A 24,893-nucleotide genomic window follows, 5' to 3' on the forward strand; every position below is an offset into this window, starting at 1 on the left:
CATGCGTAGCATCCTCCGGCGCCGCCTGGCCGGGCTGGCCGGGCTGTCGCCTCGGCGCAGGGCCGTTTCCGCCGCCGTCGCGGCGGGCGCCGCCGTCGCGCTCGCCGGCACCACGATGGCCGTCTCCGGCGCCGGGCCGGCGGACGCCACCAAGCCCGGCGGAAGCACGTGGCTGAGCCTCGGCTCCGACGTGACCCAGGTGGCGGTGAACCCGGTCCCCTGCGCCAACCAGGGCTTCGAACTGCGGTTCGGCAACGTGGGCGCCTCGGAGGTGTACGCCGACGCGTTCCTGGAGGCACCCGCACCGCTGGTGCTGTCCCGGTACCTGGTCTCCAGCTACCTGCCCGCCGGCTACACGCTCAAGGTGAAGATCACGGTGACGGCACCCCGGGCCACCCCGCCCGGCCGGTACGAGGTCACCGTCCGGGCCGGCAAGGAGCGGCTCTCGGTACCGGTCGAGGTCGTCGCGCCACCGGTCGACGAGACCGGCAACCTGGCCAGGTACGTACCGGTCTCGGCGTCCTCGGAGAACCTGCCCACCTATCCGGCCTGCGGTGCGGTGGACGGCGACCGGGACTCCAACCACTGGGCGTCCACCACGGGCTGGAACGACTCCACCCGGGGCACCTTCCCGGACTGGCTCCAGGTGACGTTCGACCGGCCACAGACCGTCGGCCGGGTCGACCTGTACACGCTCGACTCCGCCCGCTATCCCGCGACCGGGTACGGGCTGCGGGACTGGGACGTACAGGTCTCCTCCGGCGGCGGGGCCTGGCAGACCGTCGGGCAGGTACGCGGCAACCTGGTCGGCATGGTGAGCACGACGTTCCCGCCGGTGAGCGCGGACGCGGTCCGGATCGTCACGCTCGCCAGCAACGAGGGAGTCACCTACTCCCGGGTGGTGGAGCTGGAGATCTACGCCTCCTGACGAGTCAGCCCGGGGTGCGAGCGGCATGGTGCCGTTCCCATCCCGGGCCGTGTCGTTGGGGGCTAACGCGCGGGCTGGTCCGCGTCCGCCGGCTCGTGATCCGGAGCCGGCAGCCCGGCTCGGCCGGCGACGGTCTCGTACAGCGACTCCAGCAGGAGCGTCTGCTTCCGGAGGTCGAAGTTCTGCTCCACGTGCCGCCGCGCCTGGCGGCCGAGTCGGATCCGTAGCTCGTCGTCGTCGAGCAGCCGCGCGATTCCGGCGGCAAGCGCCGACCGGTCGCCCTCGGCCCCGAGCAGGCCCGTCTCGCCGTGCAGCACCGCCTCGGGAATACCACTGTGGTGCGTCGAGATCGTCGGCAGACCCAGGCTCGACGCCTCCAGAATCGTCGTCGGCAGCCCTTCGGAGTCCCCGTCCGACGCGGTCTTCGACGGCGAGACGAAGATCCTCGACTCGGCCAGGTGCCGGCCCACCGCCGCCGGTTCCTGTGCGCCCAGGAACGTCGCATCCAGGCCCAGCGCGGCGGCCCGCTCACGCATCGGCTGCTCCAGCGGACCCGAGCCGATCAGGAGCAACCGTGGCCGTCGTTCCGACAGCATGCCGACGGCCTCAAGGAGATCGTCGACGCCCTTCTTCTCGACGAAGCGGCCGACGAAGACGAGGTCCCACTTCTTCGGCCCGACCGACGGGCCGGCCGGGTCGGACGGGTCGAACGACGGGGCGGACGGCATCGGAACCCCGGTGTGGTGCACCAGCACCTTGGCCGGATCCGCACCGATCGCCACCGCCCGGTCCCGGATGAACCCGGAGACGGCGAGGAGGAGGGTGGCCCGCTCGAACACCTGACGCAGGTTGCGCCGGTACCGGACGCCACGTACGCCCGAGGCGTCGGGCTGCCGCGTCACGTCGTAGCCGTGCAGGGTGACGACCAGCGGTACGCCGAGCTGCCGGGCCGTGCCGCTGACGAGCCAACCGTCGTTGCCGAAGTGCGCGTGCACCAGCGCCGGACGCAGCCCGGCCAGCAGGTTCCGCAGTCTCGGCGACTCCCCGGTGAGCCGGAGCCGCAGGAAGGCCCGCCGACCTGCCGGAGTGTCGGGGTAGGCGACCACGTCGGTGTCGGCGGCGATCGGCGAGCTGACCCTGGTGGCGCCGAGGAAGGTCGGCTGCCACCGGGTGAGCGCGTTGCCCTGGTTCCGGATGAACGTCTCGGAGGCGGCGAGCATCCCGCTCCGCCAGATCACGACGGTCGGTTGCGGGCCGGACTGGTGGTGCGGGGACGACGTACTCACGCGCCGATCTCGCCCGCCCGTCCGGTTGCGACGCGGTGCTGCCGCTCCTGTGGGACCGCCGCGGCCGGGCCGGCGGCGCGGTTGGCACCCGGGCGCTTCAGGACCCGGTCCCGCAGGCTGCGTCGCAGTTGCGGCGGGATCAGCCAGATCTGGACGAACGCCAGGTAGTCGTACACCCCCGGCCGGCCGTGCCGCCGGGCCTCGCGGAGCAGGGTCCGGAACACCGTCACGCTCCGGGTCGGCGCCGCCATCGAGCTGATCACGCTCATCGTAAGTGCAGCGTACGCCCGTGGCGTGAGCAGCGGACGGCTCCGCTGAAGCCACTCGAACTGGTGCTGCCAGGACGTGTCGAAGGTGATCCGGGGCCGGTCCTCGTCCTGGTTCCAGAGCACGAGCGGCTCGGCGGCGAAGACGAGGTCGACGTCGTCGTGGCTCAGCGCCCGCAGGGTCCAGTCGAGTTCCTGTAGCCGGCGCAGGCCGACGGTGAACGGAACCCGGCGGAGCAGCTCGGTCGGGGCCATGATCGTCGAGGTCTGGATGAAGCCGTCCCCGTGGAACAGGCCACGACGCACGGTGAGGTACTCGCTGAGCGGCTCGCCCGGCGCCGGCAGCCGGCGGGGCATGACGAACTCGGCGCGCGGGGTGCGGTTGACCAGTCGACTCGCCACGATCGGCATCGGGACCCGGGCGTTCTTCGCCAGATCGAGCTGGATCGCGAGCTTCTCGGGAAGCCACTCGTCGTCGTCGTCCAGCAGTGCCGTGAAGGGGGCGCGGGCCTCGCGGACGCCGACGTTGCGGGCGTTCGGCGCTCCCCCGGACTCCGGCAGGGCGACCACTCGCAGCCGGTCGTCGCCGATCGCCGCGAGCGTGTCGCAGGTGGCGTCGTCCGGCCCGTCGACCACGACGATGACCTCGATGTCGTCCAGGGTCTGGGCCAGCACGCTCCGGACAGCCCGGGTCACCAGCACCGGCCGGTTACGGGTGGGAATCACCACGCTGACGCTAGGTGTAGAGGACATGAAGACCCGCTAACTCAGACATGAAAACGAGGGGTGTATTTCGTGGTGCGATCAAGCGCTACCGGCGAAAACAGTATTGGCCGGGCGCGGCACGCGGGTTAATTCGCAAAGGCGAATGCGCGTACATTCGACAGGCGGAAGCCTGCCGTACGGTGTCCCGGTCGGTCACCATAGAACCGCCGCTGAGCTGGGATACTTATGCCCGGGGGCCAGAATCGGATGATTGCCGTACACTCGCCGAGGATTCGATCGGCGTCCGAGGAATCGAATTGGTGAATTCGAGGAATCGGACAGGTGAATTTGAGGGTAACGGAGGCCAGCGACCAATGGAAACGCCGGATGTCAGCGTGGTGGTGCCGGTCTACAACACCATGCCGTACCTGACCCGGTGCCTGACCTCGCTGGTGGAGCAGACCATCGGGCCGGAGCGGATGCAGATCATCGCCGTCGACGACGGCTCGACCGATCGCAGCGGCCGGGAACTGGACCGCTTCGCGGCGCGTCACCCGGACCTCTTCACCGTCATCCACCAGGCCAACTCGGGTGGCCCGGCCGGCCCGTGCAACCGGGCGCTGGACGTCGCCACCGGCCGGTACGTCTTCTTCGTCGGCTCCGACGACCACCTCGGCCCGGAAGCCCTGCACCGACTGGTCGCCGCCGCGGACTCGTACGGCTCCGACGTGGTGCTGGGCAAGGTCGTCGGCGTCAACAGCCGGCACATCTACCAGGACATCTTCGCCCGCAACGAGGTCGAGGTCAGCCTCTTCGACTCTCCGCTGCCGCGCTCGCTGGCCAACACCAAGCTGTTCCGGCGGGACATGCTGGAGCGGTACCGCATCCGCTACCCCGAGGACCTGCCGATCGGCAGCGACCTGCCGTTCACCCTGGAGGCCTGCTACCGGGCCCGGCGGATCTCGGTGCTCGCCGACTACGACTTCTACTTCGCCGTACGGCGGTTCAGCGCCACCAACATCACCTATCTCAGTCGGCACGCGCGGCGGCTACAGACCGTCGAGGCGAACGTGGCGTTCGTGGCCGGGCTGATCGAGCCCGGCAAGCAGCGGGACGCGGTGCTGGCGTACCGGTTCGACCACGAGATCGCCAAGCTCGTCGAGGACGACCTCCTCCAACTCGACCGTGCCACCCAGCAGCTCGTGCACGACGGGCTCGGACGGCTGGTGGCCGAGCACCTCAACGACGACATCGCCGACCGGCTGGGCCCGGAGACCCGGATCCGGCTGGCGCTGACCCGGGACGGCACCCTCGACGACCTGCTCGCGGTGATCCGGCAGGACGCCGAGGGCGGCGTGCCCCGTACCGTGGTCGAGGGCTCCCGGCGGTACGCGGCGTACCCGGGATTCCGCGACCCCGAGCGGCACCTGCCGGACGCCTGTTTCGACGTCACCACGGTTCCGGACTGGGCGGCCAAGCTCGACGCCACCGGCCTGGCGTGGGAGGACGACGACCTCGGCGAGCGCGTGCTGACCATCACCGCGCACACTCCGGTGCCGCAGCTCGCGGCCCTCGGCGCCGACCCGCTGACGGTGAGCGCGGAGGAGATCCCGGCCGACACCCGGATCATCGCCACCGGTACGGCCGGAACCACCGTACGGATCAGGTTCCGCGCGGCGGACCTGCTCGCCGGCAGCGACTCGACCGGGCAACGCCGGATCGTCTCCGCGCAGGTGGGGGCGTTCGATCCGGACCGCGCCGCGGGGAAGGCGAGCGCCAACGGCGCGGCCGGTTCCGCCGCACTCCGCGCACCCCGGCTGGACGGTGCGGTGCCCCTGGTACGCCGACGCGGTGCCCGGCTCTACGTGATCACGCCGACCCGGGACGGCTCCGGTCGACTCATGATCTCCGTGGTGCCGGTGACCCCGGGCCGGGTCACCGCCCGGCTCCGCCAGTTGGTCCGCCGCCGCTGACGAGCGAGGCTCAGTCTCGGGTGCGCACGGCCAGCCCGTCGAGCAGGTACGTCAGCCCCTGCCGGAAGGTTGCCTCCCAGTCCCGGTCGTCCAGGTGTCCGGTGTCGACGAGCGTGGGATAGCGGTCCCGTTGGGCGGCAAGGTGTTCCCGGGCGGCCTCCCGGGGCGGCTCCGGGGAGTCGGGGCGCTGCCAGGGCGCCAGCGTGACGGCGGACCCGATCACGTAGTTGGCCAGCGCGTAGGTGGCCGCGCCGAGGTCCGGCTCCACCAGCCCGGAGCGGCGGAGCGCCGCCTGGAGGAACTCCGTCCGGGTCAGCACGTTCGGGCCGAGCATCGGCCGGCCGAGCAGCGCCGCCGACCACGGATGGCGCAGCATCGCCGCCCGCCAGCCCAGCAACAGGCCCTCGACGTCGACCCGCCAGTCCCGATCCGATTCCGCGTACCCGTCCCGCCCCGCGTCGCTGTCCCGCCCGGCGTCCCCGTCCCGCCCGGCGTCGGTGTCCCTTCCGTCGGGTAGCCGTACCTCGCCGAAGATGTGGTCCAGCGCCAGGTCGACGACGTCGTCCTTGGTGGCCACGTGCCAGTAGAGCGTGGTGGAACCGGCGTCCAGGTGTTCGGCCAGCCGCCGCATGGTCAGCCCGCCGACGCCCTCCCGGTCCAACAGTTCCACCGCCGCCGCGACGATCCGGTCCCGGCTCAGCGGCGGTCCGCTCCGGGACGGTCGTTGGGGTCGCAGCCACACACCCGTCATGCCGGGGAGTCTAGTATGGCGGTCGAGCACTAGAACGTTGTTCTAGTATCTCGACCGTTGGTCCAGAACCCCGGACACCTCGCTGGAGGAACCGTGGCGCACATCGAGATCAGGCACCTCGGCTACCGGCTGCCCGACGGCCGCCCGCTGCTCGACGACGTCTCCTTCCGGGTCGGGGACGGCGTCACCGCCGCGCTGGTCGGCCCCAACGGCGCGGGCAAGACCACGCTGCTGCGCCTGGTCGCCGGGGACCTCACCCCGACCACCGGGGAGATCGTCAGCTCGGGTGGGCTCGGTGTGATGCGTCAGTTCATCGGCTCGATCCGCGACCACCGGACCGTGCACGACCTGCTGCTCTCGGTGGCGCCCGACCGGATCCGGCAGGCCGCCGCCCGGTTGGCCGACGCCGAACGGGCGTTGGCCGAACACGACGACGAGCCGACCCAACTCCGTTACGCCCACGCCGTCACCGAGTACGTCGAGGCCGGCGGCTACGACCTCGAAGTCGTCTGGGACGCGGTGACCACGGCCGCGCTCGGCCTGCCGTACGAGCGGGCCGGCAGCCGGGACGTCAACACGCTCTCCGGTGGAGAGCAGAAACGCCTCGCCCTGGAGGCCCTGCTGCGGGGCCCGGACCAACTGCTGCTGCTCGACGAGCCGGACAACTACCTCGACGTACCGGGCAAGCAGTGGCTGGAACGACAACTGCGGGCGACCACCAAGACGGTGCTGCTGGTCTCGCACGACCGGCAACTGCTCGCCGAGGCGGCCGACCGGATCGTCACGGTCGAGGACCGGCAGGTCTGGGTGCACGGCGGCGGGTTCGCCAGCTACCCCGCAGCCCGGCGGGACCGGATCGACCAGCTCGACGACCGGCGCCGACGCTGGGAGGAGGAGCACGCCCGGCTCCGGCAGCTGGTACACACCGCTCGGCAGAGCGCCGCCCACAACGACGCGCTCGCCTCGGCGTACCGGGCGGCGCGCAGTCGACTGGCCCGGTTCGAGGACGCCGGGCCACCGACCCGGCCGCCGAAGGAGCAGAACGTGCGGATCCGGCTGCGCGGCGGGCGTACCGGAAAACAGGCCCTGCTCTGCCAGCGGCTCGAACTGACCGGCCTGATGCGACCGTTCGACCTGGAAATCTGGTACGGCGAGCGGGTCGCGGTGCTCGGCTCCAACGGCTCGGGCAAGTCACAGTTCCTCAGGTTGCTGGCGAGCGGCGGCCACCCCGAACCGCCCGACGGTCAGCCCGTTGCCCACCGGGGCACGGTGCGGCTCGGCGCCCGCGTCGTACCCGGACTCTTCGCCCAGACCCATGCCCGACCCGACCTGTACGGGCGCACCCCGGCCGACATCCTGATGACCGGGTACGCCCTGCTCCGCAACGATGCCATGGCGGCGCTGGCCCGGTACGAGATCGCGCCCGCCTGGAACCAGCCGTTCCAGACCCTCTCCGGCGGAGAGCAGGCCCGCTTGCAGATCCTGCTCCTCGAACTGGCCGGGGCCACCCTGCTGTTGCTCGACGAGCCCACCGACAACCTCGACCTCGCCAGCGCCGACGCCCTGCAACGCGGCCTGGCGGACTTCGCCGGCACGGTCGTCACGGTCACCCACGACCGCTGGTTCGCCGCACACACCGACCGCTATCTGCTGTTCCGAGCGGACGGACAGGTCCAGGAGACTGACGAGCCGGTCTGGACCGAGGGCCGGGTCGACCGACCCCGCTGACCCGGAGATCATCCGTACCGAAGTGTTGACATCACTGTGCGTAACCCGATAGAGGTCTTCTTTGGACATCAGAACTTGGCCGGGCGGGATTGGGGCACGACGATGGCGGACCGGGGATCATCTGTACCGAGGCGGCAGCTCGGCCGCTATCTGAAGCTGGCCCGGGAAGAGGCCGGAATCAGCCTGGAACCGGCGGCGAAGACCCTGGAGTGGTCACGGGCCCGGATGTACCGGATCGAGCGCGGCGAGAGCACCCTGCGCAGCCACGACGTCGAGGCCATGTGCCAGTTGTACGGCGTCTCGTCGAGCATGACCGACGTACTGCTCAGCCTGGCCAGGCAGTCGAAGGCAACCGGCTGGTGGCACGCCTACGGCGAGGTAATCCCCTCCTGGTTCGAGCTGTACGTCGGAATGGAGGCAGCGGCCTCCCGCATCCGGCAGTACGAGTCGTTTGTCATCCCCGGCCTGCTCCAGACCCCGGAATACGCGGCCACGGTCCTCGGGAGCGCACCGGGCACCAGGGAACAGGAGGTCGCGGCGAAGGTAGCGTTCCGACTGGAACGGCAGCGGATTTTGACCCGCCGCCGCCCCAAGGCACCCGACCTTGAGGTCATCGTGGAAGAGTCAGTGCTCCGCCGACCAATCCCTCAGCACGACGCCTGGCTGGCCCAACTCGCCCACGTGGCGAACGCCAACAGGCTGCCGTCAGTCACCGTCCGCGTGCTGCCCTCCGGCGCAGGTCCCGACTGGGCTTCAGCCGCGAATCCGTTCAACATCTTCGACTTTCCAGCAGTGGGCACCCGGCCGGCCGATCCGACCACTATCCACAGCGAGAACGTAACCGGGGCGATCTACCTAGAGAAGCCAGCGGAGGTAGCCGCCTACGATGAGGTATGGCGGCGGCTCGATGAATTGGCGCTCAGCCAGGAGGACTCGGAAGACCTGCTTGCCGCCATCATCAGGGAGGGTGTTGATGATTGAGCTGGCCGGTGCGACGTGGCGCAAAAGCACACGCAGCAATCAGGGCAACTGCGTGGAGGTGGCCGGCAACCTACCCGGGGTGGTCGGGGTGCGGGACAGCAAGGAGCCGACCGGCCCCGCGCTCCTCTTCACCCCAACAGCCTGGCGGACCTTCCTCGCCGCCCCGCCCCGCCGCCGCTGACGGGTCCATCGATCTGGACGTAAAGTTCGGCCTGCTGTGGCCGGCCAAACTTTACCTGATCATGGATGGGGCTACGGGACGTCGTAGGCGAGCAGTGGGGTGTTGTCGTAGCGGACCAGTTCCAGGCGGAGGAGTTCGGAACGGGTGAACCGGGTGACCCCGGTGAAGGTGACGTCGTCGCCGGGGGCGGCCACCCACGAGCCGACCTGCTCCGTCGCGCCGTCCGGGCCGTACGCGATCAGCCGGAAGGTGTACGCCTTCGTGTAGTCCGCCGTCTTCTTGTAGAGGCACTTCATCGTCACCTGGGTGCCCGCCTTCGTGCCGTCGAAGCCGATCTCGGCGCTCACCGGTACGGCGCCCCGGACCGGGTGCATGGCGGCCATCCGCACCTCGACGCCACTTCCGCCGTCGGTGTCGCCCAGCGGAAGCAGGCTCGCGCCGAGCCCGACGACGACGGCCAGGCAGGCGGCTGCCATTGCCATCGCGGCGACCCGGATCCGGCCGACCCGACGTTCCCGGCGCCGGTCGGCCAGGGCCGCGTCGAGGAGTTTCGGCACCCGGGACTCCTCGGGTGGCGGTGCGGAGATCCACTCCAGTCCGGCCGGGTCGAGCCGCCCCAGCAACCCGGGCAGTACGGCGATTTCGGCGACCGCCTCCCGGCAGGCCGGACAGCCGGCCAGGTGCCGTTCGTACGCGGTCCGCTCGGCGGGAGACAGGGCGCCCAGCACGTACGCGCCATCATCGTGGGCGTACTCGCAGCGCATCACCCGGTCACCCCCATTTCCGCCAACACCAGGCGCAACGATCGCAACGCGTAGTGCGTACGCGATTTCACCGTTCCCGGTGGCACCCCCAGCCGGGCGGCCGCCTCGGCCACCGACCGGCCCTGGTAGAAGCACTCCACCAGCACCTCGCGGTGCGGCGGCGACAGTCGGTGCAACGCCTCCGCGACCGTCCAGGCCTCCACCGCGCGATCCGCCTCGTCGACCACCTGCGGCGGCTCGGGCAGGTCGTCGGTGATGACCTCGCCGATCCGGGCGCTGCGCCGCCGCCAGGCGTCGATGGCGAGGTTCCGGGCGATGGTGAACAGCCAGGCCCGGACGGATCCCCGCTGCGGATCCATCGCCTCCGGATGCCGCCAGGCCCGCAGCAGGGTCTCCTGCACCAGGTCCTCGGCCCGCTGCCGGTCACCGTTGGTCAGCCGCAGGGCGTGCGCAAGCAGCGCCTCACCGTGCTCGTCGTGCATGGCGCGCAGAAGTTGGGCGTCCCGGTCGCTGATGGTGTTCCTCGCTTCCCCGCTCGCTACGGCTGCCGGACCCCGTTGTCAGGTTTCACGTAATCCCCGGGCAAACGGTTCAACCCGGTTGCCGGAAGCATCCCTGGCTGCAGGTGTTCATGCGCGGTTCACCAAAGCGCCGGGCGCCGCTCACGGCGTACTCCTAGCGTCCGGCAGGCATGCGCCCGTGATCGAAGTCCGGGCGGGCATCCCGAATCTTGCGAGGAGGCTCCATCTCCATGACCGAGCGACCCCGGCTCCTCCCTTTGCTCAGCCCGGCGGGCCACGGCGGGCGTGACGCCATGACCTGCATCTACCGGTGCGGCAACGCCTGCTCGCACCCGGTGCCCAACGAGTCGGACAACCCGTACTTCGGGGATGTCGTCAACGCCGAGGTCACCCGGCGGGGCGTGGTCCGCGCCGGTGCCGTCGGCGCGCTGGTGCTCGGCTTCGGTGGCGCGGCGGCCGGTGCGCTCGTCGGCTCCCCCGCGCTGGCCGCCCCGGCTGGCCCGGCTGGCGGATCCGGACCGGTGGTTCCGGAGGTGGACAGCTTCACCCCGGCCCGGCACGGTGCCGGCAACGGTGCGCTCACCTTCAAGCCGATCCCGCCGAACAAGCTCGACACCCTGGTCGTACCGAACGGGTACGACCACTCTGTCGTGATGCGCTGGGGCGACCCGGTGCTGGCCGGCGCGCCCGAGCTGGACGTGGACCGGCAGAGCGCGGCCCGGCAGTCCCAGCAGTTCGGCTACAACAACGACTTCGTCGGCGTACTTCCGTTGGACCGCAAGGGCGAGCGTGCCCTGCTGGTGGTGAACCACGAGTACACCAACGAGAACCTGATGTTCCCGGACTTCACCAGCCTGGACGCGATGAGCGTCGAGCAGATCCGGACCGCGATGGCGGCGCACGGGCTCTCCGTCGTCGAGTTGGAGCGGGTCGGCCGGAGCGGCGAGTGGAAGCCGGTCCGGGGCGGCAAGCTGAAGTACAACCGCCGGATCACGGCGCACGCCACGAAGTTCGAGTTCACCGGGCCGGCGGCCGGCTCGGCCTGGCTGAAGACGGCGGCGGACCCGAAGGGCCGGACCGCGATCGGCACCCTGAACAACTGCGCCGGCGGCATCACCCCGTGGGGCACGGTGCTCTCGGGTGAGGAGAACTTCAACCAGTACTTCGTGGGCGGGGACGGCGCACCCGAGACGCTCAAGCCGAAGCTGGCCCGGTACGGCATCCCGACCAACGCCCGCTACCCCGCCGACAGCCGCAAGTGGGAGCGGGCCGACGAGCGCTTCGACCTGGCCAAGCACCCCAACGAGGCGCACCGGTTCGGCTGGATCGTCGAGGTCGACCCGTTCGACCCGGAGGCCAAGCCGCGCAAGCACACCGCGCTGGGCCGGTTCAAGCACGAGGGCGCGAACGTCATCGTGGCCAAGGACGGGCACGTCGTGGCGTACATGGGCGACGACGAGCGGTTCGACTACCTCTACAAGTTCGTCTCGGACAAGAAGTTCATGAAGGGCGACTCCTGGACCGCCCGGGAGCACAACCTCAGCCTGCTGGAGGCCGGCACGCTGTACGTGGCGAAGCTGGAGTACACCAGCGCCGGTGAGATCGACGGCACGGGCAAGGTGCCGAGCGACGGTGCGTTCAACGGCAAGGGCAAGTGGATCAAGTTGGTCCGGGGCAACGTCTCGTACGTACCCGGGATGACCGCGGCCGACGTGCTGACCTTCACCCGGCTCGCCGGTGACGCGGTCGGAGCGACCAAGATGGACCGTCCGGAGGACGTCGAGCCGAGCCTGCTCACCGGCAAGGTGTACGTGGCGCTGACCAACAACACCAACCGGGGCGTCGGGACCAACCCGGCGGCCGACGAGGCGAACCCGCGGATCAACAACAAGCACGGTCACGTGCTGGAGCTGGTCGAGAACAAGGGCGACAACGCGGCCGAGACGTTCACCTGGTCGGTGCCGATCGTCTGCGGCGACCCGGCCGACGCGTCGACGTTCTTCGCCGGGTACGACAAGACCAAGGTGTCGCCGATCTCCTGCCCGGACAACGTCGCGTTCGACGGTTCCGGCAACCTGTGGATCTCGACCGACGGCAACGCGCTCGGCAGCAACGACGGGCTGTTCGCCACGGCCGTCGAGGGGCCGGAGCGAGGCCACCTCAAGCAGTTCCTCACCGTGCCGCTCGGCGCGGAGACCTGTGGGCCGTTCATCAGCACCGACAACCGGTCGGTCTTCGTCGCCGTACAGCACCCGGGTGAGATCACCGGGGCGTCGATCGCGAACCCGGCGTCGAACTGGCCGGACGGGGACTTCGCCAAGCCCGGTGTGGTGGTCACCTGGCGGCTCGACGGCGGCGTCGTCGGTAGCTGACCCCAGGGCACGCGTTCCGTGGCCTCCCGCTTCCCCTCACGGGGCGGCAGGAGGCCACGTCGCTTTCCGGCACCCCCGAGGTGCGGGACCGTCGGCGCGGGCTCAGACCTCGGTGGCGAGTCCGTCGGCGACGGCGCGGGCCACCGCCAGCAGCTTGGCCCGGACCACCCGGGCCGAGGTCATCATCTCGGCGGCCGGCAGCGCGCAGGCGAGGACCACCCGACGCTCCATGTCCTTGTCCGGGGTGACCAACACCGCCGCACAGGCGACGCCGTGCCGGAACTGACCCAGCTCCAGGTGCATACCGCGCCGGTCACCGGCCGCCAGGTCGGCCTCGAACGCGTCGCTCGCCACCAGGGTCGCCGAGGTGAACGGCCGCATCCCGTACTCACGCAGGTAGCGGAACCGCTGTTCCGGGGTGAGGGTGGCGAGCAGCGCCTTGCCCAACGCGGTGGCGTGGGCGCCCTCGTCGAAGCCCGGCACGAGATCTTCCAGGTACGGCGATCTCGGTCCCTCGGCGAGTGCGGTGATCGCCACCTGGCCGCCCACGAAGCGGCCCAGATAGTGGCTGTAGCCGGTGTCCGAGGCGGCCCGCCGCAGCGACTCGCCCACTGCGGGCGGCCCCCGGAACGCGGTCACCAGTTCCCGATACCGGTCGGCCACCTCCAGACCGACGATGTACGTGCCATCTTCGCGCCTGATCACGTAGCCCTCGTACGCGAGCGTGCGCACCAGGTGGTACGTGGTGGCCACAGTCAACTCGCAACGCCGGGCTATCTGCTTAACGGTCAGGCCCTTCGGTGCCCGTCCAACCGCTTCGAGCACGCGCAACGCACGCGACACGCTGCGGATCAGGTCCGAAGGTTCCGCCAAGGGGTCGCGCACAACCACCTCCGCCGCCGGGGACTTACACATTATGAGAAACCGGGCGTCTGCGAAATGCCCGTTCGGATCGAGGATGCCAGATCTACGGCGACCGTGCGTGCAGCCACGGACACGAACGGTTCATACGGGCGGCTCGCGTAGGCTCGTCGCAAATGGCCGATTTCCCAGTGGACACCCCTCCAGCCGTAACCTCCACCCGCCCCACTCGTACGGTCCTCGGCGCCACCATCATCACGGTCGCCGGCGTACTTCCGGTCTTCCTGATCGGTGGACTCGCCGTGCAACTCGGCGCCGAACTCGACCTCACCCCCGCCCGGCTGGGCCTGGCGGTCGCCGTCTACTTCGGTGTCAGCGCCCTCGCCTCGGTCCCGTCCGGTGCGCTCGTCGAGCGCTACGGATCGTCCATGGTGGCCCGGGGCAGCCTGCTGCTGGTCGCCGCCACCATGCTCGCCATCGCCGCCGTGGCGCACTCCTACCCGGTCCTGCTCGCCCTGCTGGCGGTCGTCGCCACGGCCAACCCGCTCAGCCAGATGTCCAGCAACGCCGCGCTGGCCCATCAGGTGCCGCCCGGCCGGCAGGGACTCTCGTTCGGGATCAAACAGGCCGCCATCCCGGCCGGCACCCTGCTGGCCGGAGCCGCCGTACCGGCCGTCGCGTTGACCGTCGGCTGGCGCTGGGCGTTCGTACTCGCCGCCGGGCTCGCGTTGGCCACCCTGCCGCTCGTACCGGTGGGTCGGGGCCCGGCTACCGGACCGGCCCGGCAGCGGAGCGAGCGGGCCACTGGGGCCCTCGTGATGCTCGGCCTGGCGGCCGCCCTGGCCGCCGGCGCCGCGAACGCCCTCGGCACCTTCCTGGTCTCCTCGGCAGCGGTCCGGGGGCTCTCCCCGGCGCTCGCCGGGCTGGTGCTGACCCTCGGCGGTGCCGTCTGCCTGGTGTCCCGGGTTCTCGGTGGCTGGCTGGCCGACCGGCGTACCGGCGGGCACCTCAACACCGTCGCCGGAATGCTCGTGGTCGGTGCCGTCGGGCTGGGCCTGCTGCACCTGGCCAGCCCGGTGGCCCTGGTCGTCGGCGTGGTGCTGGCCTTCGGGCTGGGCTGGGCCTGGCCCGGGCTGCTGAACTTCGCCGTGGTCCGGTTGCATCCACAGGCGCCGACCACCGCCACCTCGATCACCCAGACCGGCGTGTACGCGGGCGGCTGCACCGGCCCGCTCGGCCTGGGCGCGCTCGCCGACCGGTTCGACTACCCGACAATGTGGCTGGTCGCGGCGGTGGTGATGCTGCTCGCCGCCGGGTTCATGCTGCTCGGCCGCCGGATGTTGTTGCGGGCCAGGAATCGCGTTCGCTAGGCAGCCGGGGACTTTCAGGGGGTCGGCGGGATTATTCATGAGGTAGCCGGACTAGAGGGATACCTGGCCGTATGAAATCATTTCGCCGGTATGTGCTCCCCCGCTTACCCCCAGCAGGAGACGAGACGGATGAACCGCAACCGCCCGGTCGGACGACTCGCGGTCGTGGCGATGCTGCTCTGCCTGCCGGCAGCGGCCACGGCCTGCTCCGGCCAGGAGAGGGACTGGGATCCGGTGGAGTTCGGCACGCCGCGCCCCGCCTCCACGGCGTTGCCGATCCGGGTCGACGAGGACGACGTCATGGGGGCGGCCCGCTGGCCGAGCGCCTGCCGGTTCCTCACCGACAACGAGATCCGGGCGCTCCTACCGCAGGCCGAGGAGATCAAGCGCAAGCCGACGCCGGTCAGCGTGCTCTCCTTCGACGAGGAACAACGGCAGCACGCGCCGGAGGGTTCGTGCCGGTTCGAGTTCTGGCTTCGGGACGTGACGATCAAGGACGTGACGTCGGGCGTCAAGGTGAGCATCGTGGGCATCGCCGACCCGTCGATCATCAGCGACCACTACAGCGAGGAACTCGCCGGCGCCAAGACCCGCAGTGACCGGGAACCCGCCGTCGACCTGGGCGCCTCGCTCGGGCCGGAGGCCTGCTACACCTGGCGCGAGACGTCGAAGCTCTTTCCCGTCGTGGTGTGCCGGCAGGGCCCCCTGATGTACGACGTCAGCGGCACCGGCTACGGCGACATGGCGGGCGTACCGGAGGACGACCTGGTCGCCCAGGGCGAGTCCTGGCGCGACAAGGTCCTGATCCCGGTAGCCCAGATCATCGCCACCAAGGTGCCGGCGGCCGGGGCGAGCGGTTAACAGGGGGCCCTTCTTCTACAGGAAGCGATAAGAAGGGGCCCTTCCTTACAGGCTTGCAGCCTCAGCCGGTGCGGTCGGCGATGAAGTCGCAGAGGGATTCGAGGGCCTGGCGGGGACCGCCGTGGGGCAGCGGAGCGAGCCGGGAGCGCGCCTCCTCGGCGTAGCTGCGTACCGTCTCCCGGGCCCGCTTCATCGCCGGGGACTCGCGGAGCAGGCCCAGTGCCTCGGCGTGTAGGGCGTCGTCGGTTACCGGGCCGGCGGAGAGGATGTCGCGCAGGCGGACGGACGCCGCGTCGCCGTCGTCGGAGCTGAGCGCGTAGAGGACCGGGAGGGTGGGGACGCCTTCCCGCAGGTCGGTGCCGGGGGTCTTGCCCGACTGCACCGACTCGGAGGCGATGTCGAGCAGGTCGTCGGAGAGTTGGAAGGCCATCCCGACGGTTTCCCCGTACCCGGCCAGAGCCTCCGTGTACGCGGCCGGCGCGCCGCCGAACATCCCACCGAAGCGCGTCGAGGTCGCGATCAGCGAACCGGTCTTCTCCGCGATCACGTGCAGATAGTGCCGGACCGGGTCCTCACCGGCACGCGGACCGACCGTCTCGGCGATCTGGCCGTGCACCAGCCGGGCGAAGGTCCGGGCCTGCAACCGCACCGCCTCGGTACCGAGGTCGGCCGCGATGTCGGCGGCCCGGGCGAACAGGTAGTCGCCGACCAGGATCGCCACCGAGTTGGTCCAGCGCGAGTTGGCGCTGGGCGCACCCCGGCGCACCGGCGCCTCGTCCATCACGTCGTCGTGGTACAGCGTGGCGAGGTGAGTGAGTTCCATCACCACCGCCGCCGGCACCACCTGGGCGGCGGTCGGATCCCCGAACTGTGCCCCGAGAGCCACCAGCAGCGGCCGGAACCGCTTGCCGCCGGCATCCACCAGGTGCCGAGCCGCCTCCGCCACCAGCGGGTCGGCGCTGGTGATGTTCGTCAGCAGCGCGGTCTCCACGGTGACCAGCACGCTGGCCACCGACGCCTCGACCTGGGCATCGACGAAGTCGATCCCGAGCGCCGTCATTCCGTCAGCCGTTCCCCCCACGCCATCAACCATGCCACACCCGCCGGCCAACACCTGGTCGGGGGCAGTTGACGGTCGACCGGACGTGGGAGGAGGGGTCATCGGACGAATTCGGCGGCGCCGTTGGCGAGATCCAGCAGTGGCGCCGGAGCGACCCCGAGCACCAGGGTGGCCAGTACGCCGATCGCCAGCGCCGTCGCGGTCAGGCCACCCGGCAGCGACACCGTCGGGGTGGACTCGCCCGGCTCGGAGAGCCACATCATCACGACCACCCGCAGGTACGGGAAGGCGAGGATCATGCTGGTCAGCACACCAGCGACCACCAACCAGGTCTGCCCGGCGTCCAGGGCCGCCCCGAACACCGCGAACTTGCTGGTGAACCCGCTGGTCAGCGGGATACCGGCGAAGGCCAGCAGGAGGAACGTGAACAGTCCGGCGTAGAGCGGGGAACGCCGGCCCAGCCCGGCCCACCGGGACAGGTGGGTGGCCTCGCCGTCCGCGTCCCGGACCAGGGTCACCACGCCGAAGGCGGCGAGCACCGTGAAGCCGTACGCGACGAGGTAGAACATCGTGCTGGAGAGGCCGTCCTTGGACAGTGCCAGGGCACCGACCAGCAGGTAACCGGCGTTCGCCACCGACGAGTACGCGAGCAGCCGCTTGATGTCGGTCTGGGTCACCGCGAGGATCGCGCCGACCAGCATCGTCAACACCGCCACCGTGCCGAGCACCGGAATGAAGTCCCAGCTCGCGCCGGAGAACGCCACGTGCAGCACCCGGAGCAGACCGCCGAACGCGGCGACCTTGGTGCAGGCGGCCATGAAGCCGGTGATCGGGGTCGGCGCGCCCTGGTAGACGTCCGGGGTCCAGACGTGGAACGGCGCCGCCGCGATCTTGAACAGCAGGCCGACGGAGAGCATGGCGAGGCCGGCGAAGAGCAGCACCGGGCTGGCCGACGAGTCGCTGACCGCGGTCCGGATGGTGCCGAAGTCCACCCCGCCACCGGAGCCGGGGCCGCCGGCCCCGACCGTGAAGCCGTAGATCAGCGCCATACCGAACAGGAAGAACGCCGAGGCGTACGACCCGAGCAGGAAGTACTTGAGCGCGGCCTCCTGGCTCAGCAGCCGCCGACGCCGGGCCAGCGCGCAGAGCAGGTAGAGCGGCAGCGAGAACGCCTCCAGCGCGATGAACATCGTCAGCAGGTCGTTCGCGGCGACGAAGAGCAGCATGCCGGAGATGGCGAACAGCGTCAGCGGGTAGACCTCGGTCGCCCCGCCCTCGTCGGCGGCCTGCCGCTGGTCCTCGGCGGATCCGACGGTGACCGCCGCGTGCGCCACGAACGCGCCGCCGCGCTGCACCGTGCGCTCGCCGATGAGCAGCAGCGCCATCCCGGCGAGCACCAGGATCGCGCCCTGGAGGAACAGCGTCGGCCCGTCGACCGCGACCGCCGCGGCGGCGGTGACCAGCCGGTCGTTCGCGTTCAGCACCACCATGACCAGCGCGGCGACCACGGCGAGCAGGCCGAGGATCAACTGCACCAGGTGCCGGCGTGCCCGGGGGACGAACGCCTCGACGAGGACACCGAGCAGCGACGCCCCGAACAGGATCAGGATCGGCGACAGTGCCGCGTAGTCGATCGGCGGGAGTTCGAAGTCCATTATCGGACCTTCCTTACGTGCGCGACTGAGGGCTCGCTCACCGGTGTGCCTCCTGGACGGTGCCCACCGTCGGCGCCGGATCCTGCTTGTTGAGGTCCTGCTCCATGGTGGCCTGGACGGCGGGGTTGATGACGTCGGTGACCGGCTTCGGGTAGAAGCCGAGCAGCAACAGCAGCGCGATCAGCGGGGCGACCACGACCTTCTCCCGGATCGACATGTCGCGCCGCATGCTCTCGACCTCGGCCAGCGCCGGGTTGAGCGTGCCCTGGGTGGTCCGCTGCACCATCCACAACACGTACGCGGCGGCCAGGATGATCCCGGCGGTGGCGACGATCGCGACCGGCTTGTTCACCGTGTAGGTGCCGATCAGCACCAGGAACTCGGAGATGAACGGCGCGGTGCCGGGCAGGGCGAGCGAGGCGAGACCGGCGAAGAACAGCACCCCGGCCAGCACCGGCATCAGCTTGCCGACCCCGCCGAAATCGGTGATCAGCGCCGAGTTGCGCCGGGCGACCAGCATGCCGACCACCAGGAAGAGCAGGCCGGTCGCGAGCCCGTGGTTGACCATGTAGAGCACCGCGCCGGTACCGGCCTGGGTGGTGAAGGCGAAGATGCCGACCCCGATGAAGCCGAAGTGTGCGATCGAGGTGTACGACACCAGCCGCTTGAGGTCGTTCTGCCCGACCGCGAGCAGCGCGGCGTAGATGATGCCGATCAGGGCCAGCGCGATCGCCCAGGGGGCGAACCACTTCGACGCCTCCGGGAACAGCGGCAGGCAGTAGCGCAGGATGCCGAAGGTGCCGACCTTGTCCATCACGCCGACCAGCAGCGCGGCGGAGCCCGCCGGTGCCGCGCCACCGGCGTCCGGCAGCCAGGTGTGGAACGGGAAGAACGGCGCCTTGATCGCGAACGCGACGAAGAACCCGAGGAAGAGCCAGCGCTCGGTGCCGGTGGAGATGTCCACCTGGGTGAGCGCCTGCCAGTCGAAGGTCTTGCCGCCGACCACCCAGAGCCCGATCACCGCGGCCAGCATGAACAGGCCGCCGACCAGCGAGTAGAGGAAGAACTTCACCGCCGCGTACTGGCGCTGGTGGCCGCCGTAGCTGCCGATCAGGAAGTACATCGGAACGAGCATGACCTCGAAGAACACGTAGAACAGGAAGACGTCGGCGGCGGCGAAGACGCCGATCATCGTGCACTCGAGGAGGAGCAGCAGCGCGAAGTAGACCGGCACGGAGCGCTTCGAGGACTCCGCCTCGTGCCAGGACGCCAGGATCACCACCGGAACCAGCAGGGCGATCAGCATCAGCATGACCAGCGCGATGCCGTCCGCGGCAAAGGTGAAGTTGACCCCCCAACGCGGGATCCAGGAGTACGACTCACGTAGCTGGAGCCGGTCTCCGCCGGCCTCGAACGCGATCCACATGAAGACGGCGAGCACCAGCACGGCCAGCGACCAGCCGAGCGCGATCCGCTTGGCCAGCTCGCCCCGGCTGGCCGGCAGGAACACCACCACCAGCGCACCGACCAGCGGCGCGACGGTGAGCACCGAGAGGAAGGGGAAGTCGGACATTATTCGGCCTTACCTCCGTCGTCAGTGCCCGGTCGGTTGAGGGCGCCCGGTCCCTTGAGGTCGGTCACGCCAACCACCCCAGCTGGACCGCCAGGAACGCGGCCACCACCAGCACGGCGCCGGTCAGCATGGACATCGCGTACGACCGGACGAATCCGGTCTGTAGCCGGCGCAGTCGACCCGAGCCGCCACCCACGGCGGCGGCGAGCGCGTTGACCAGACCGTCGATCCCCCGGTTGTCCAGGAACACCAGCGCCCGGGTGAGGAAGATGCCCGGCTTCTCGAAGACCGTCTCGTTGAACGCGTCGGTGTAGAGGTTCCGGCGGGCCGCCCGGACGACCGGTCCGGCCGGCTGCTCCTGTAGTGCGGTGCCGTTGCGGAACAGCACCCAGGCGAGGCCGGCGCCGAGCACCGTCAGCCCGAGCGACAGCACGGTGATGACGGTGTGCGAGAGCACCGGCTCGTGCGCCTCGCCGTGGCCGCCGAGCACCGGGGTCAGCCAGTCCGCGACCGGGGTGGCCATCAGCGCACCGGCCGCCACCGAGCCGAGGCCCAGCAGGATCAGCGGCACGGTCATCACCGGCGGGGACTCGTGCGGGTGGTCGATGTCCTCGGTCCAGCGCTTCGGGCCGTGGAAGGTGAGCACGAAGAGCCGGGTCATGTAGAAGGCGGTCAGCCCGGCGCCGAGCAGCGCCGCACCGCCGTACAGCCAGGCGGTCCAGTCGTCGCGCTCGAACGCGGCGACGATGATCGGCTCCTTGGTGAAGAAGCCGGAGAACGGCCACATGCCGATGATCGCCAGCCAGCCGAGGCCGAAGGTGATCCAGGTGATCTTCATGTGCTTGGACAGCGCGCCGAACCGGCGGATGTCCACCTGGTCCTTCATGCCGTGCATCACCGAACCGGCCCCGAGGAACATGTTGGCCTTGAAGAAGCCGTGCGCCAGCAGGTGGATGATGGCCAGCGCGTACGCCCCGCCGCCGAGCCCGACGCCGAGGAACATGTAGCCGATCTGGCTCACCGTCGACCAGGCGAGGACCCGCTTGATGTCGTCCTTCGCCGCGCCGATGATGCAGCCCATCAGCAGGGTGAGCGCACCGACGCTGACCACCACGGTCTGTAACGTCGGGTCGAGCGAGAAGATCGGGTTGGACCGGGCGATCAGGTAGACGCCGGCGGTCACCATCGTGGCGGCGTGGATCAGGGCCGAGACCGGGGTCGGGCCCTCCATCGCGTCCGGCAGCCAGGCCTGGAGCGGGAACTGTCCGGACTTGCCGGCCGCGCCGAGCAGCAGCAGGAGGCCCATCACCAGCACCGTGCTGCCGGCGAGCTGACCCGCGCCGTTGAAGACATCCTCGAACTGGGTGCTGCCGAGGGTGGCGAACATGATGAAGATCGCGATCGCCAGGCCGGCGTCGCCGACCCGGTTCATCAGGAACGCCTTCTTGCCGGCGGTGGCCGCGCTCGGCCGGTCGTTCCAGAACGAGATCAGCAGGTACGACGCCAGACCGACGCCCTCCCAGCCGACGTAGAGCATCACGTAGTTGTTGCCGAGCACCAGCAGCAGCATCGCGGCGACGAACAGGTTGAAGAACCCGAAGAACCGGCGCCGGCCCGCGTCGTGCGACATGTACCCGACCGCGTACACGTGGATCAGGAAGCCCACGCCGGTGATCAGCAGTACGAAGACCGCGGCCAGCGGGTCGAAGAGCAACCCGAAGTCGACGTGCAGGTTCCCGACCGCGATGAAGTCCCAGAGGGACAGCTCGACCGAGCGGTTCTCCAGGCCACGCAGGCCGAAGAAGTAGCTCAGGCCGAGCGCGAAGGTGACGCCGATGCTGGCCACGCCGAGCCAGTGTCCCCACCGGTCGGCACGCCGGCCGAGCAGCAGGAGGATCGCCGCGCTGACCAGCGGGATGGCCACCAGCAGCCACACGCTGCCCAGCAACCCCGTGGCGTGGGCGTACTCCACAGAATGTTCCACTGGTGGGCCCCTCTTAGTACTTCAACAGGTTGGCGTCGTCGACGCTCGCCGAGCGTCGAGTCCGGAAGATCGTCATGATGATGGCCAGCCCGACCACGACCTCGGCCGCGGCCACCACCATGACGAAGAACGCCATGATCTGACCGTTCAGGTCGCCGTTGATCCGGCTGAACGTGACCAACGCGAGGTTGGACGCGTTGAGCATCAGTTCGATGCACATGAAGAGGACGAGCGCGTTCCGCCGGATGAGCACCCCGACCGCGCCGATGGTGAAGAGCACGCAGGCGAGGATCAGGTAGTGGTTCGGCGATACCGAGAAGAAGTCCGACATGCTATTTCTCCGTCCCCTTCAGTGCCGTCTCCGAGTCGGACAGCTCGCGGGTCGGCAGGATCCGCGGAACGCTCCGCTCGGTCAGGCCACCGTCGGGCAGCCGGGCCGGGGTGGCGACCGAGGAGGAGGTGGCGTAGACGCCGGGGCCGGGCTTCGGGCCCGGGTAGTTGCCGGGCCGGAACCGGGACCGCATCGTCGCGATCTGGTCCATCCGGTCCTCGCGACGCCGTTCGACGTGCGCCAGCACCATCGCGCCGACCGCCGCCGTGATCAGCAGCGCCGAGGTGATCTCGAAGGCGAAGACGTACTTCGTGAAGAGCAGTGCGGCGATCCCCTGCACGTTGCCGCCCGCGTTGGCCTGCTCCAGACCAGCCGCGTCGGCCTGGCCGAGGGCCCGCCACGCCCCGGTCGCGAGCAGGGCGCCGAGGCCGAGTCCGAGCACGATCGCGGCGACCCGCTGGCCGCGCAGCGTCTCGATCAGGGAGTCCGAGGCGTCCCGGCCGACCAGCATCAGCACGAAGAGGAACAGCATCATGATGGCGCCGGTGTAGACGATGACCTGCACCATGCCGATGAACGGCCCGGACTGGAGCACGTAGAACACGCCCAGGCAGAGCATGGTGAGCACCAGCCAGAGCGCCGAGTGCACCGCGTTGCGCGCCCACACCATGCCGATCGCGCCGATCAGGGCGAGCGGGGCCAGGATCCAGAAGGTCACCTGTTCCCCGCCGGTCACCCCACCGGCGGCGGCGAGCACCGCCTGTGTCGTCACGACGATTCTCCCGTCGTACCGGAGCCGTCCACCGTGCCGGTCTCGGACCAGGGCGCCCGCTCCGCGCCGGCCGAGGTGCCCGGGTTGGTCAACGCGCCGACGTAGTAGTCCTTCTCGGTGTCACCGAGCCGCATCGGGTGTGGCGGCTGCTCCATCCCCTGGAGCAGCGGCGCCAGCAACTGCTCCTTCGTGAAGATCAGGTCCTGCCGGTTGTCCCGGGCCAGCTCGTACTCGTTGCTCATCGTGAGCGACCGGGTCGGGCAGGCCTCGATGCAGAGTCCGCAGAAGATGCAGCGGGCGTAGTTGATCTGGTACGTGCTGGCGTACCGCTCACCCGGCGAGAAGCGCTGCTCGTCGGTGTTGTCGCCGCCCTCGACGTAGATCGCGTCCGCCGGGCAAGCCCAGGCGCACAGCTCACAGCCGATGCACTTCTCCAGCCCGTCCGGGTGCCGGTTGAGGATGTGCCGCCCGTGGTAACGGGGAGCGGAGACCGGCGGCTTGAACGGATAGTCGGTGGTGACGACCTTCTTGAACATGTGCGAGAAGGTGACCCCGAAACCCTTGAAAGAACCGGTGATCGCGCCCACGTCACACCTCCTTCTCGTCGTGACCGGCGCCGGTGGTGCCCGGCTGTCCGGCGCCCACGTTGGCCGGCTCCCGCTCGGCGACGGCCCGCCTCGTGCGTGGACTCGGTGGCACCTGGAGATCCATCGGCGGCAGCGGGAAGCTGCCGGACGGTCGCCGGTTGACCTTCTCCTGCAACGTCCGGGCCGGCGGCTGCTTCTTGGCGGGCCAGAGCAGCGTCACCAGCAGTACGACAAGCACCGCACCGGCGATGATCGTGTAGCGGTAGGACTCGCTGATGTCTTCCTTCTGCAGGGTGCGGATGCCGGCCAGGACCAGGATCCAGACCAGGTTGATCGGCAGCAGGACCTTCCAGCCGAGCCGCATGAACTGGTCGTACCGGAGCCGGGGCAGCGTGCCCCGGAGCCAGATGAAGACGAAGACCAGCGCGATGACCTTGCCCATGAACCAGAGCAGCGGCCACCAGCCGGAGTTGGCACCGTCCCAGAGGGTCAGCGGCCAGGGGGCCCGCCAGCCGCCGAGGAAGAGCGTCGTGGTGACCGCCGACATGGTGACCATGGCGACGTACTCACTGAGCATGAAGAGCGCGAACTTCAGCGAGCTGTACTCCGTCATGAAGCCCGCGACCAGCTCGGACTCGGCCTCGGGCAGGTCGAACGGCGCCCGGTTCGTCTCACCGACGGTGGAGATGAAGAAGATGATGAAGCTCGGCAGCAGCAGGATGGCGTACCAGCCCGGAGCCGGCAGGTCCACCGCGCCGAACAGGTTCAGCCGGGTGCCGTCACCCTGGGCGGCGACGATGCCGCTGGTCGACATGGTGCCGGCGGTCATGAAGACCGCGACGATGGACAGGCCCATCGTGACCTCGTACGAGATCATCTGCGCGCTCGACCGCAGACCGCCGAGCAGCGGATACGTCGAGCCGGACGCCCAGCCGCCGAGCACGATGCCGTAGACGCCCATCGAGGAGCAGGCCAGCAGCACCAGCACCGCCACCGAGACGTCGGTGACCTGCAACGGGGTCCGCTCGCCGAAGATGCTCACCATCGGGCCGAACGGCACCACCGACAGCGCGGTGACCGCGCTGATCACCGAGATGGTCGGCGCGAAGAAGTAGACGACCTTGTCGGCCGCCTTCGGCAGGATGTCCTCCTTGAAGGCCATCTTGAGACCGTCGGCAAGGGTCTGGAGCAGGCCGAACGGGCCGATCTGGTTAAGACCGGGACGCTGCGCCATCCGGGCCACCACCCGGCGCTCGAACCAGACGCCCAGCAGGGTGGCCAGCACGGCGAAGACGAAGGCGAACACGATCTTGATCAGGACCAGCCACCACGGATCCTTGCCGAAGTCCTGAAGTGTCGGGTCCTGGGCCAGATAGGCCAGGT

22 protein-coding genes are annotated in these 24,893 nt (G+C 69.9%); 8 read left to right on the forward strand and 14 right to left on the reverse strand.

Annotated elements, in window-relative coordinates:
- The first annotated feature begins 1 nt into the window (after position 1).
- Positions 2–928 (forward strand): discoidin domain-containing protein, encoded by a 927-nt coding sequence (locus ACFP2T_RS20945; RefSeq protein WP_377424309.1) that lies wholly within the window; start codon positions 2–4, stop codon positions 926–928.
- A 62-nt stretch (positions 929–990) separates the two neighbouring features.
- Here the strand turns inward: ACFP2T_RS20945 and ACFP2T_RS20950 are convergent, their stop codons facing one another.
- Together ACFP2T_RS20950 and ACFP2T_RS20955 are read right to left on the reverse strand one after the other, a co-directional pair.
- Positions 991–2,214: a glycosyltransferase gene (locus ACFP2T_RS20950; RefSeq protein ID WP_377424310.1), complete on the reverse strand. Its 1,224-nt coding sequence runs from the start codon at positions 2,212–2,214 to the stop codon at positions 991–993.
- Positions 2,211–3,206 (reverse strand): glycosyltransferase family 2 protein, encoded by a 996-nt coding sequence (locus ACFP2T_RS20955; RefSeq protein WP_377424312.1) that lies wholly within the window; start codon positions 3,204–3,206, stop codon positions 2,211–2,213. Before ACFP2T_RS20955 ends, ACFP2T_RS20950 begins: the two co-directional genes overlap by 4 nt.
- A 353-nt stretch (positions 3,207–3,559) precedes the next feature.
- Between ACFP2T_RS20955 and ACFP2T_RS20960 the strand changes: the two genes are divergently transcribed.
- The gene (locus tag ACFP2T_RS20960; protein WP_377424314.1) at positions 3,560–5,158 is read left to right on the forward strand and encodes a glycosyltransferase family 2 protein; all 1,599 of its coding nucleotides are present in this window, start codon (positions 3,560–3,562) and stop codon (positions 5,156–5,158) included.
- Between the two features lie 10 nt (positions 5,159–5,168).
- Here ACFP2T_RS20960 and ACFP2T_RS20965 read toward each other — a convergent pair whose 3' ends face one another.
- Positions 5,169–5,909, reverse strand: a complete 741-nt coding sequence (locus ACFP2T_RS20965; RefSeq protein ID WP_377424315.1) for a TetR/AcrR family transcriptional regulator — start codon at positions 5,907–5,909, stop codon at positions 5,169–5,171.
- A gap of 93 nt (positions 5,910–6,002) precedes the next feature.
- Between ACFP2T_RS20965 and ACFP2T_RS20970 the strand changes: the two genes are divergently transcribed.
- The 3 genes from ACFP2T_RS20970 (at position 6,003) to ACFP2T_RS20980 (ending at position 8,799) form a co-directional block, all read left to right on the forward strand.
- Positions 6,003–7,637, forward strand: a complete 1,635-nt coding sequence (locus ACFP2T_RS20970) for an ABC-F family ATP-binding cassette domain-containing protein (RefSeq protein WP_377424317.1) — start codon at positions 6,003–6,005, stop codon at positions 7,635–7,637.
- A 102-nt stretch (positions 7,638–7,739) separates the two neighbouring features.
- A complete protein-coding gene (locus ACFP2T_RS20975; RefSeq protein WP_377424521.1) occupies positions 7,740–8,618 on the forward strand; it encodes a helix-turn-helix domain-containing protein in 879 nt (292 codons plus the stop codon).
- The gene (locus ACFP2T_RS20980) at positions 8,611–8,799 is read left to right on the forward strand and encodes a DUF397 domain-containing protein (RefSeq protein ID WP_377424319.1); all 189 of its coding nucleotides are present in this window, start codon (positions 8,611–8,613) and stop codon (positions 8,797–8,799) included. The genes ACFP2T_RS20975 and ACFP2T_RS20980 overlap by 8 nt, the downstream gene beginning before the upstream one ends.
- A 71-nt stretch (positions 8,800–8,870) precedes the next feature.
- Here ACFP2T_RS20980 and ACFP2T_RS20985 read toward each other — a convergent pair whose 3' ends face one another.
- Together ACFP2T_RS20985 and ACFP2T_RS20990 are read right to left on the reverse strand one after the other, a co-directional pair.
- Positions 8,871–9,563 (reverse strand): anti-sigma factor family protein, encoded by a 693-nt coding sequence (locus ACFP2T_RS20985; RefSeq protein ID WP_377424522.1) that lies wholly within the window; start codon positions 9,561–9,563, stop codon positions 8,871–8,873.
- Positions 9,563–10,078 (reverse strand): sigma-70 family RNA polymerase sigma factor, encoded by a 516-nt coding sequence (locus ACFP2T_RS20990; protein WP_377424523.1) that lies wholly within the window; start codon positions 10,076–10,078, stop codon positions 9,563–9,565. Before ACFP2T_RS20990 ends, ACFP2T_RS20985 begins: the two co-directional genes overlap by 1 nt.
- A 236-nt stretch (positions 10,079–10,314) precedes the next feature.
- On the opposite strand from ACFP2T_RS20990, the gene ACFP2T_RS20995 reads away from it, so the two are divergent.
- Positions 10,315–12,456, forward strand: coding sequence for a PhoX family protein (locus tag ACFP2T_RS20995; protein ID WP_377424320.1), 2,142 nt, complete (start codon positions 10,315–10,317; stop codon positions 12,454–12,456).
- A 102-nt stretch (positions 12,457–12,558) separates the two neighbouring features.
- Here ACFP2T_RS20995 and ACFP2T_RS21000 read toward each other — a convergent pair whose 3' ends face one another.
- Positions 12,559–13,341, reverse strand: coding sequence for an IclR family transcriptional regulator (locus tag ACFP2T_RS21000; protein ID WP_377424321.1), 783 nt, complete (start codon positions 13,339–13,341; stop codon positions 12,559–12,561).
- 152 nt (positions 13,342–13,493) lie between these two features.
- Here ACFP2T_RS21000 and ACFP2T_RS21005 point away from each other — a divergent pair, with 152 nt between their 5' ends.
- Complete coding sequence (locus tag ACFP2T_RS21005) at positions 13,494–14,687, forward strand: MFS transporter (RefSeq protein ID WP_377424322.1); 1,194 nt, start codon at positions 13,494–13,496, stop codon at positions 14,685–14,687.
- A gap of 129 nt (positions 14,688–14,816) precedes the next feature.
- The gene (locus ACFP2T_RS21010) at positions 14,817–15,548 is read left to right on the forward strand and encodes a hypothetical protein (RefSeq protein ID WP_377424323.1); all 732 of its coding nucleotides are present in this window, start codon (positions 14,817–14,819) and stop codon (positions 15,546–15,548) included.
- 61 nt (positions 15,549–15,609) lie between these two features.
- Here the strand turns inward: ACFP2T_RS21010 and ACFP2T_RS21015 are convergent, their stop codons facing one another.
- The 8 genes from ACFP2T_RS21015 to nuoH form a co-directional block, all read right to left on the reverse strand.
- A complete protein-coding gene (locus ACFP2T_RS21015) occupies positions 15,610–16,608 on the reverse strand; it encodes a polyprenyl synthetase family protein (RefSeq protein WP_377424525.1) in 999 nt (332 codons plus the stop codon).
- Positions 16,609–16,706: 98 nt separating this feature from the next.
- Entirely contained in the window at positions 16,707–18,263 is a 1,557-nt protein-coding gene (gene nuoN / locus ACFP2T_RS21020) for an NADH-quinone oxidoreductase subunit NuoN (RefSeq protein ID WP_377424324.1), read from the reverse strand.
- A 37-nt stretch (positions 18,264–18,300) separates the two neighbouring features.
- On the reverse strand, positions 18,301–19,836 hold the full coding sequence (locus ACFP2T_RS21025; protein ID WP_377424325.1) for an NADH-quinone oxidoreductase subunit M: 1,536 nt from the start codon (positions 19,834–19,836) through the stop codon (positions 18,301–18,303).
- 64 nt (positions 19,837–19,900) lie between these two features.
- Positions 19,901–21,820, reverse strand: a complete 1,920-nt coding sequence (nuoL, locus tag ACFP2T_RS21030; protein ID WP_377424326.1) for an NADH-quinone oxidoreductase subunit L — start codon at positions 21,818–21,820, stop codon at positions 19,901–19,903.
- A gap of 13 nt (positions 21,821–21,833) precedes the next feature.
- On the reverse strand, positions 21,834–22,151 hold the full coding sequence (nuoK, locus tag ACFP2T_RS21035) for an NADH-quinone oxidoreductase subunit NuoK (RefSeq protein ID WP_196204452.1): 318 nt from the start codon (positions 22,149–22,151) through the stop codon (positions 21,834–21,836).
- A gap of 1 nt (position 22,152) precedes the next feature.
- A complete protein-coding gene (locus ACFP2T_RS21040) occupies positions 22,153–22,923 on the reverse strand; it encodes an NADH-quinone oxidoreductase subunit J (protein ID WP_377424327.1) in 771 nt (256 codons plus the stop codon).
- On the reverse strand, positions 22,920–23,510 hold the full coding sequence (nuoI, locus tag ACFP2T_RS21045) for an NADH-quinone oxidoreductase subunit NuoI (RefSeq protein ID WP_377424328.1): 591 nt from the start codon (positions 23,508–23,510) through the stop codon (positions 22,920–22,922). The genes ACFP2T_RS21040 and nuoI overlap by 4 nt, the downstream gene beginning before the upstream one ends.
- A 1-nt stretch (position 23,511) precedes the next feature.
- A complete protein-coding gene (gene nuoH / locus ACFP2T_RS21050; RefSeq protein ID WP_377424527.1) occupies positions 23,512–24,891 on the reverse strand; it encodes an NADH-quinone oxidoreductase subunit NuoH in 1,380 nt (459 codons plus the stop codon).
- Positions 24,892–24,893: the final 2 nt, after the last annotated feature.

The sequence above is a fragment of the Plantactinospora solaniradicis genome (assembly GCF_042658085.1).
GTDB classification, from domain to species: Bacteria; Actinomycetota; Actinomycetes; order Mycobacteriales; family Micromonosporaceae; genus Plantactinospora; species Plantactinospora solaniradicis.

Bases quoted from the DNA above. Each gene is read 5' to 3' on its own strand.
- ACFP2T_RS20945 (WP_377424309.1), top strand. From the start codon at position 2: ATGCGTAGCATCCTCCGGCGCCGCCTGGCCGGGCTGGCCGGGCTGTCG.
- ACFP2T_RS20960 (WP_377424314.1), top strand. From the start codon at position 3,560: ATGGAAACGCCGGATGTCAGCGTGGTGGTGCCGGTCTACAACACCATG.
- ACFP2T_RS20965 (WP_377424315.1), bottom strand. From the start codon at position 5,909: ATGACGGGTGTGTGGCTGCGACCCCAACGACCGTCCCGGAGCGGACCG.
- ACFP2T_RS20975 (WP_377424521.1), top strand. From the start codon at position 7,740: ATGGCGGACCGGGGATCATCTGTACCGAGGCGGCAGCTCGGCCGCTAT.
- ACFP2T_RS20980 (WP_377424319.1), top strand. From the start codon at position 8,611: ATGATTGAGCTGGCCGGTGCGACGTGGCGCAAAAGCACACGCAGCAAT.
- ACFP2T_RS20985 (WP_377424522.1), bottom strand. From the start codon at position 9,563: ATGCGCTGCGAGTACGCCCACGATGATGGCGCGTACGTGCTGGGCGCC.
- ACFP2T_RS20995 (WP_377424320.1), top strand. From the start codon at position 10,315: ATGACCGAGCGACCCCGGCTCCTCCCTTTGCTCAGCCCGGCGGGCCAC.
- ACFP2T_RS21005 (WP_377424322.1), top strand. From the start codon at position 13,494: ATGGCCGATTTCCCAGTGGACACCCCTCCAGCCGTAACCTCCACCCGC.
- ACFP2T_RS21010 (WP_377424323.1), top strand. From the start codon at position 14,817: ATGAACCGCAACCGCCCGGTCGGACGACTCGCGGTCGTGGCGATGCTG.
- ACFP2T_RS21015 (WP_377424525.1), bottom strand. From the start codon at position 16,608: ATGACGGCGCTCGGGATCGACTTCGTCGATGCCCAGGTCGAGGCGTCG.
- nuoN (WP_377424324.1), bottom strand. From the start codon at position 18,263: ATGGACTTCGAACTCCCGCCGATCGACTACGCGGCACTGTCGCCGATC.
- ACFP2T_RS21025 (WP_377424325.1), bottom strand. From the start codon at position 19,836: ATGTCCGACTTCCCCTTCCTCTCGGTGCTCACCGTCGCGCCGCTGGTC.
- nuoK (WP_196204452.1), bottom strand. From the start codon at position 22,151: ATGTCGGACTTCTTCTCGGTATCGCCGAACCACTACCTGATCCTCGCC.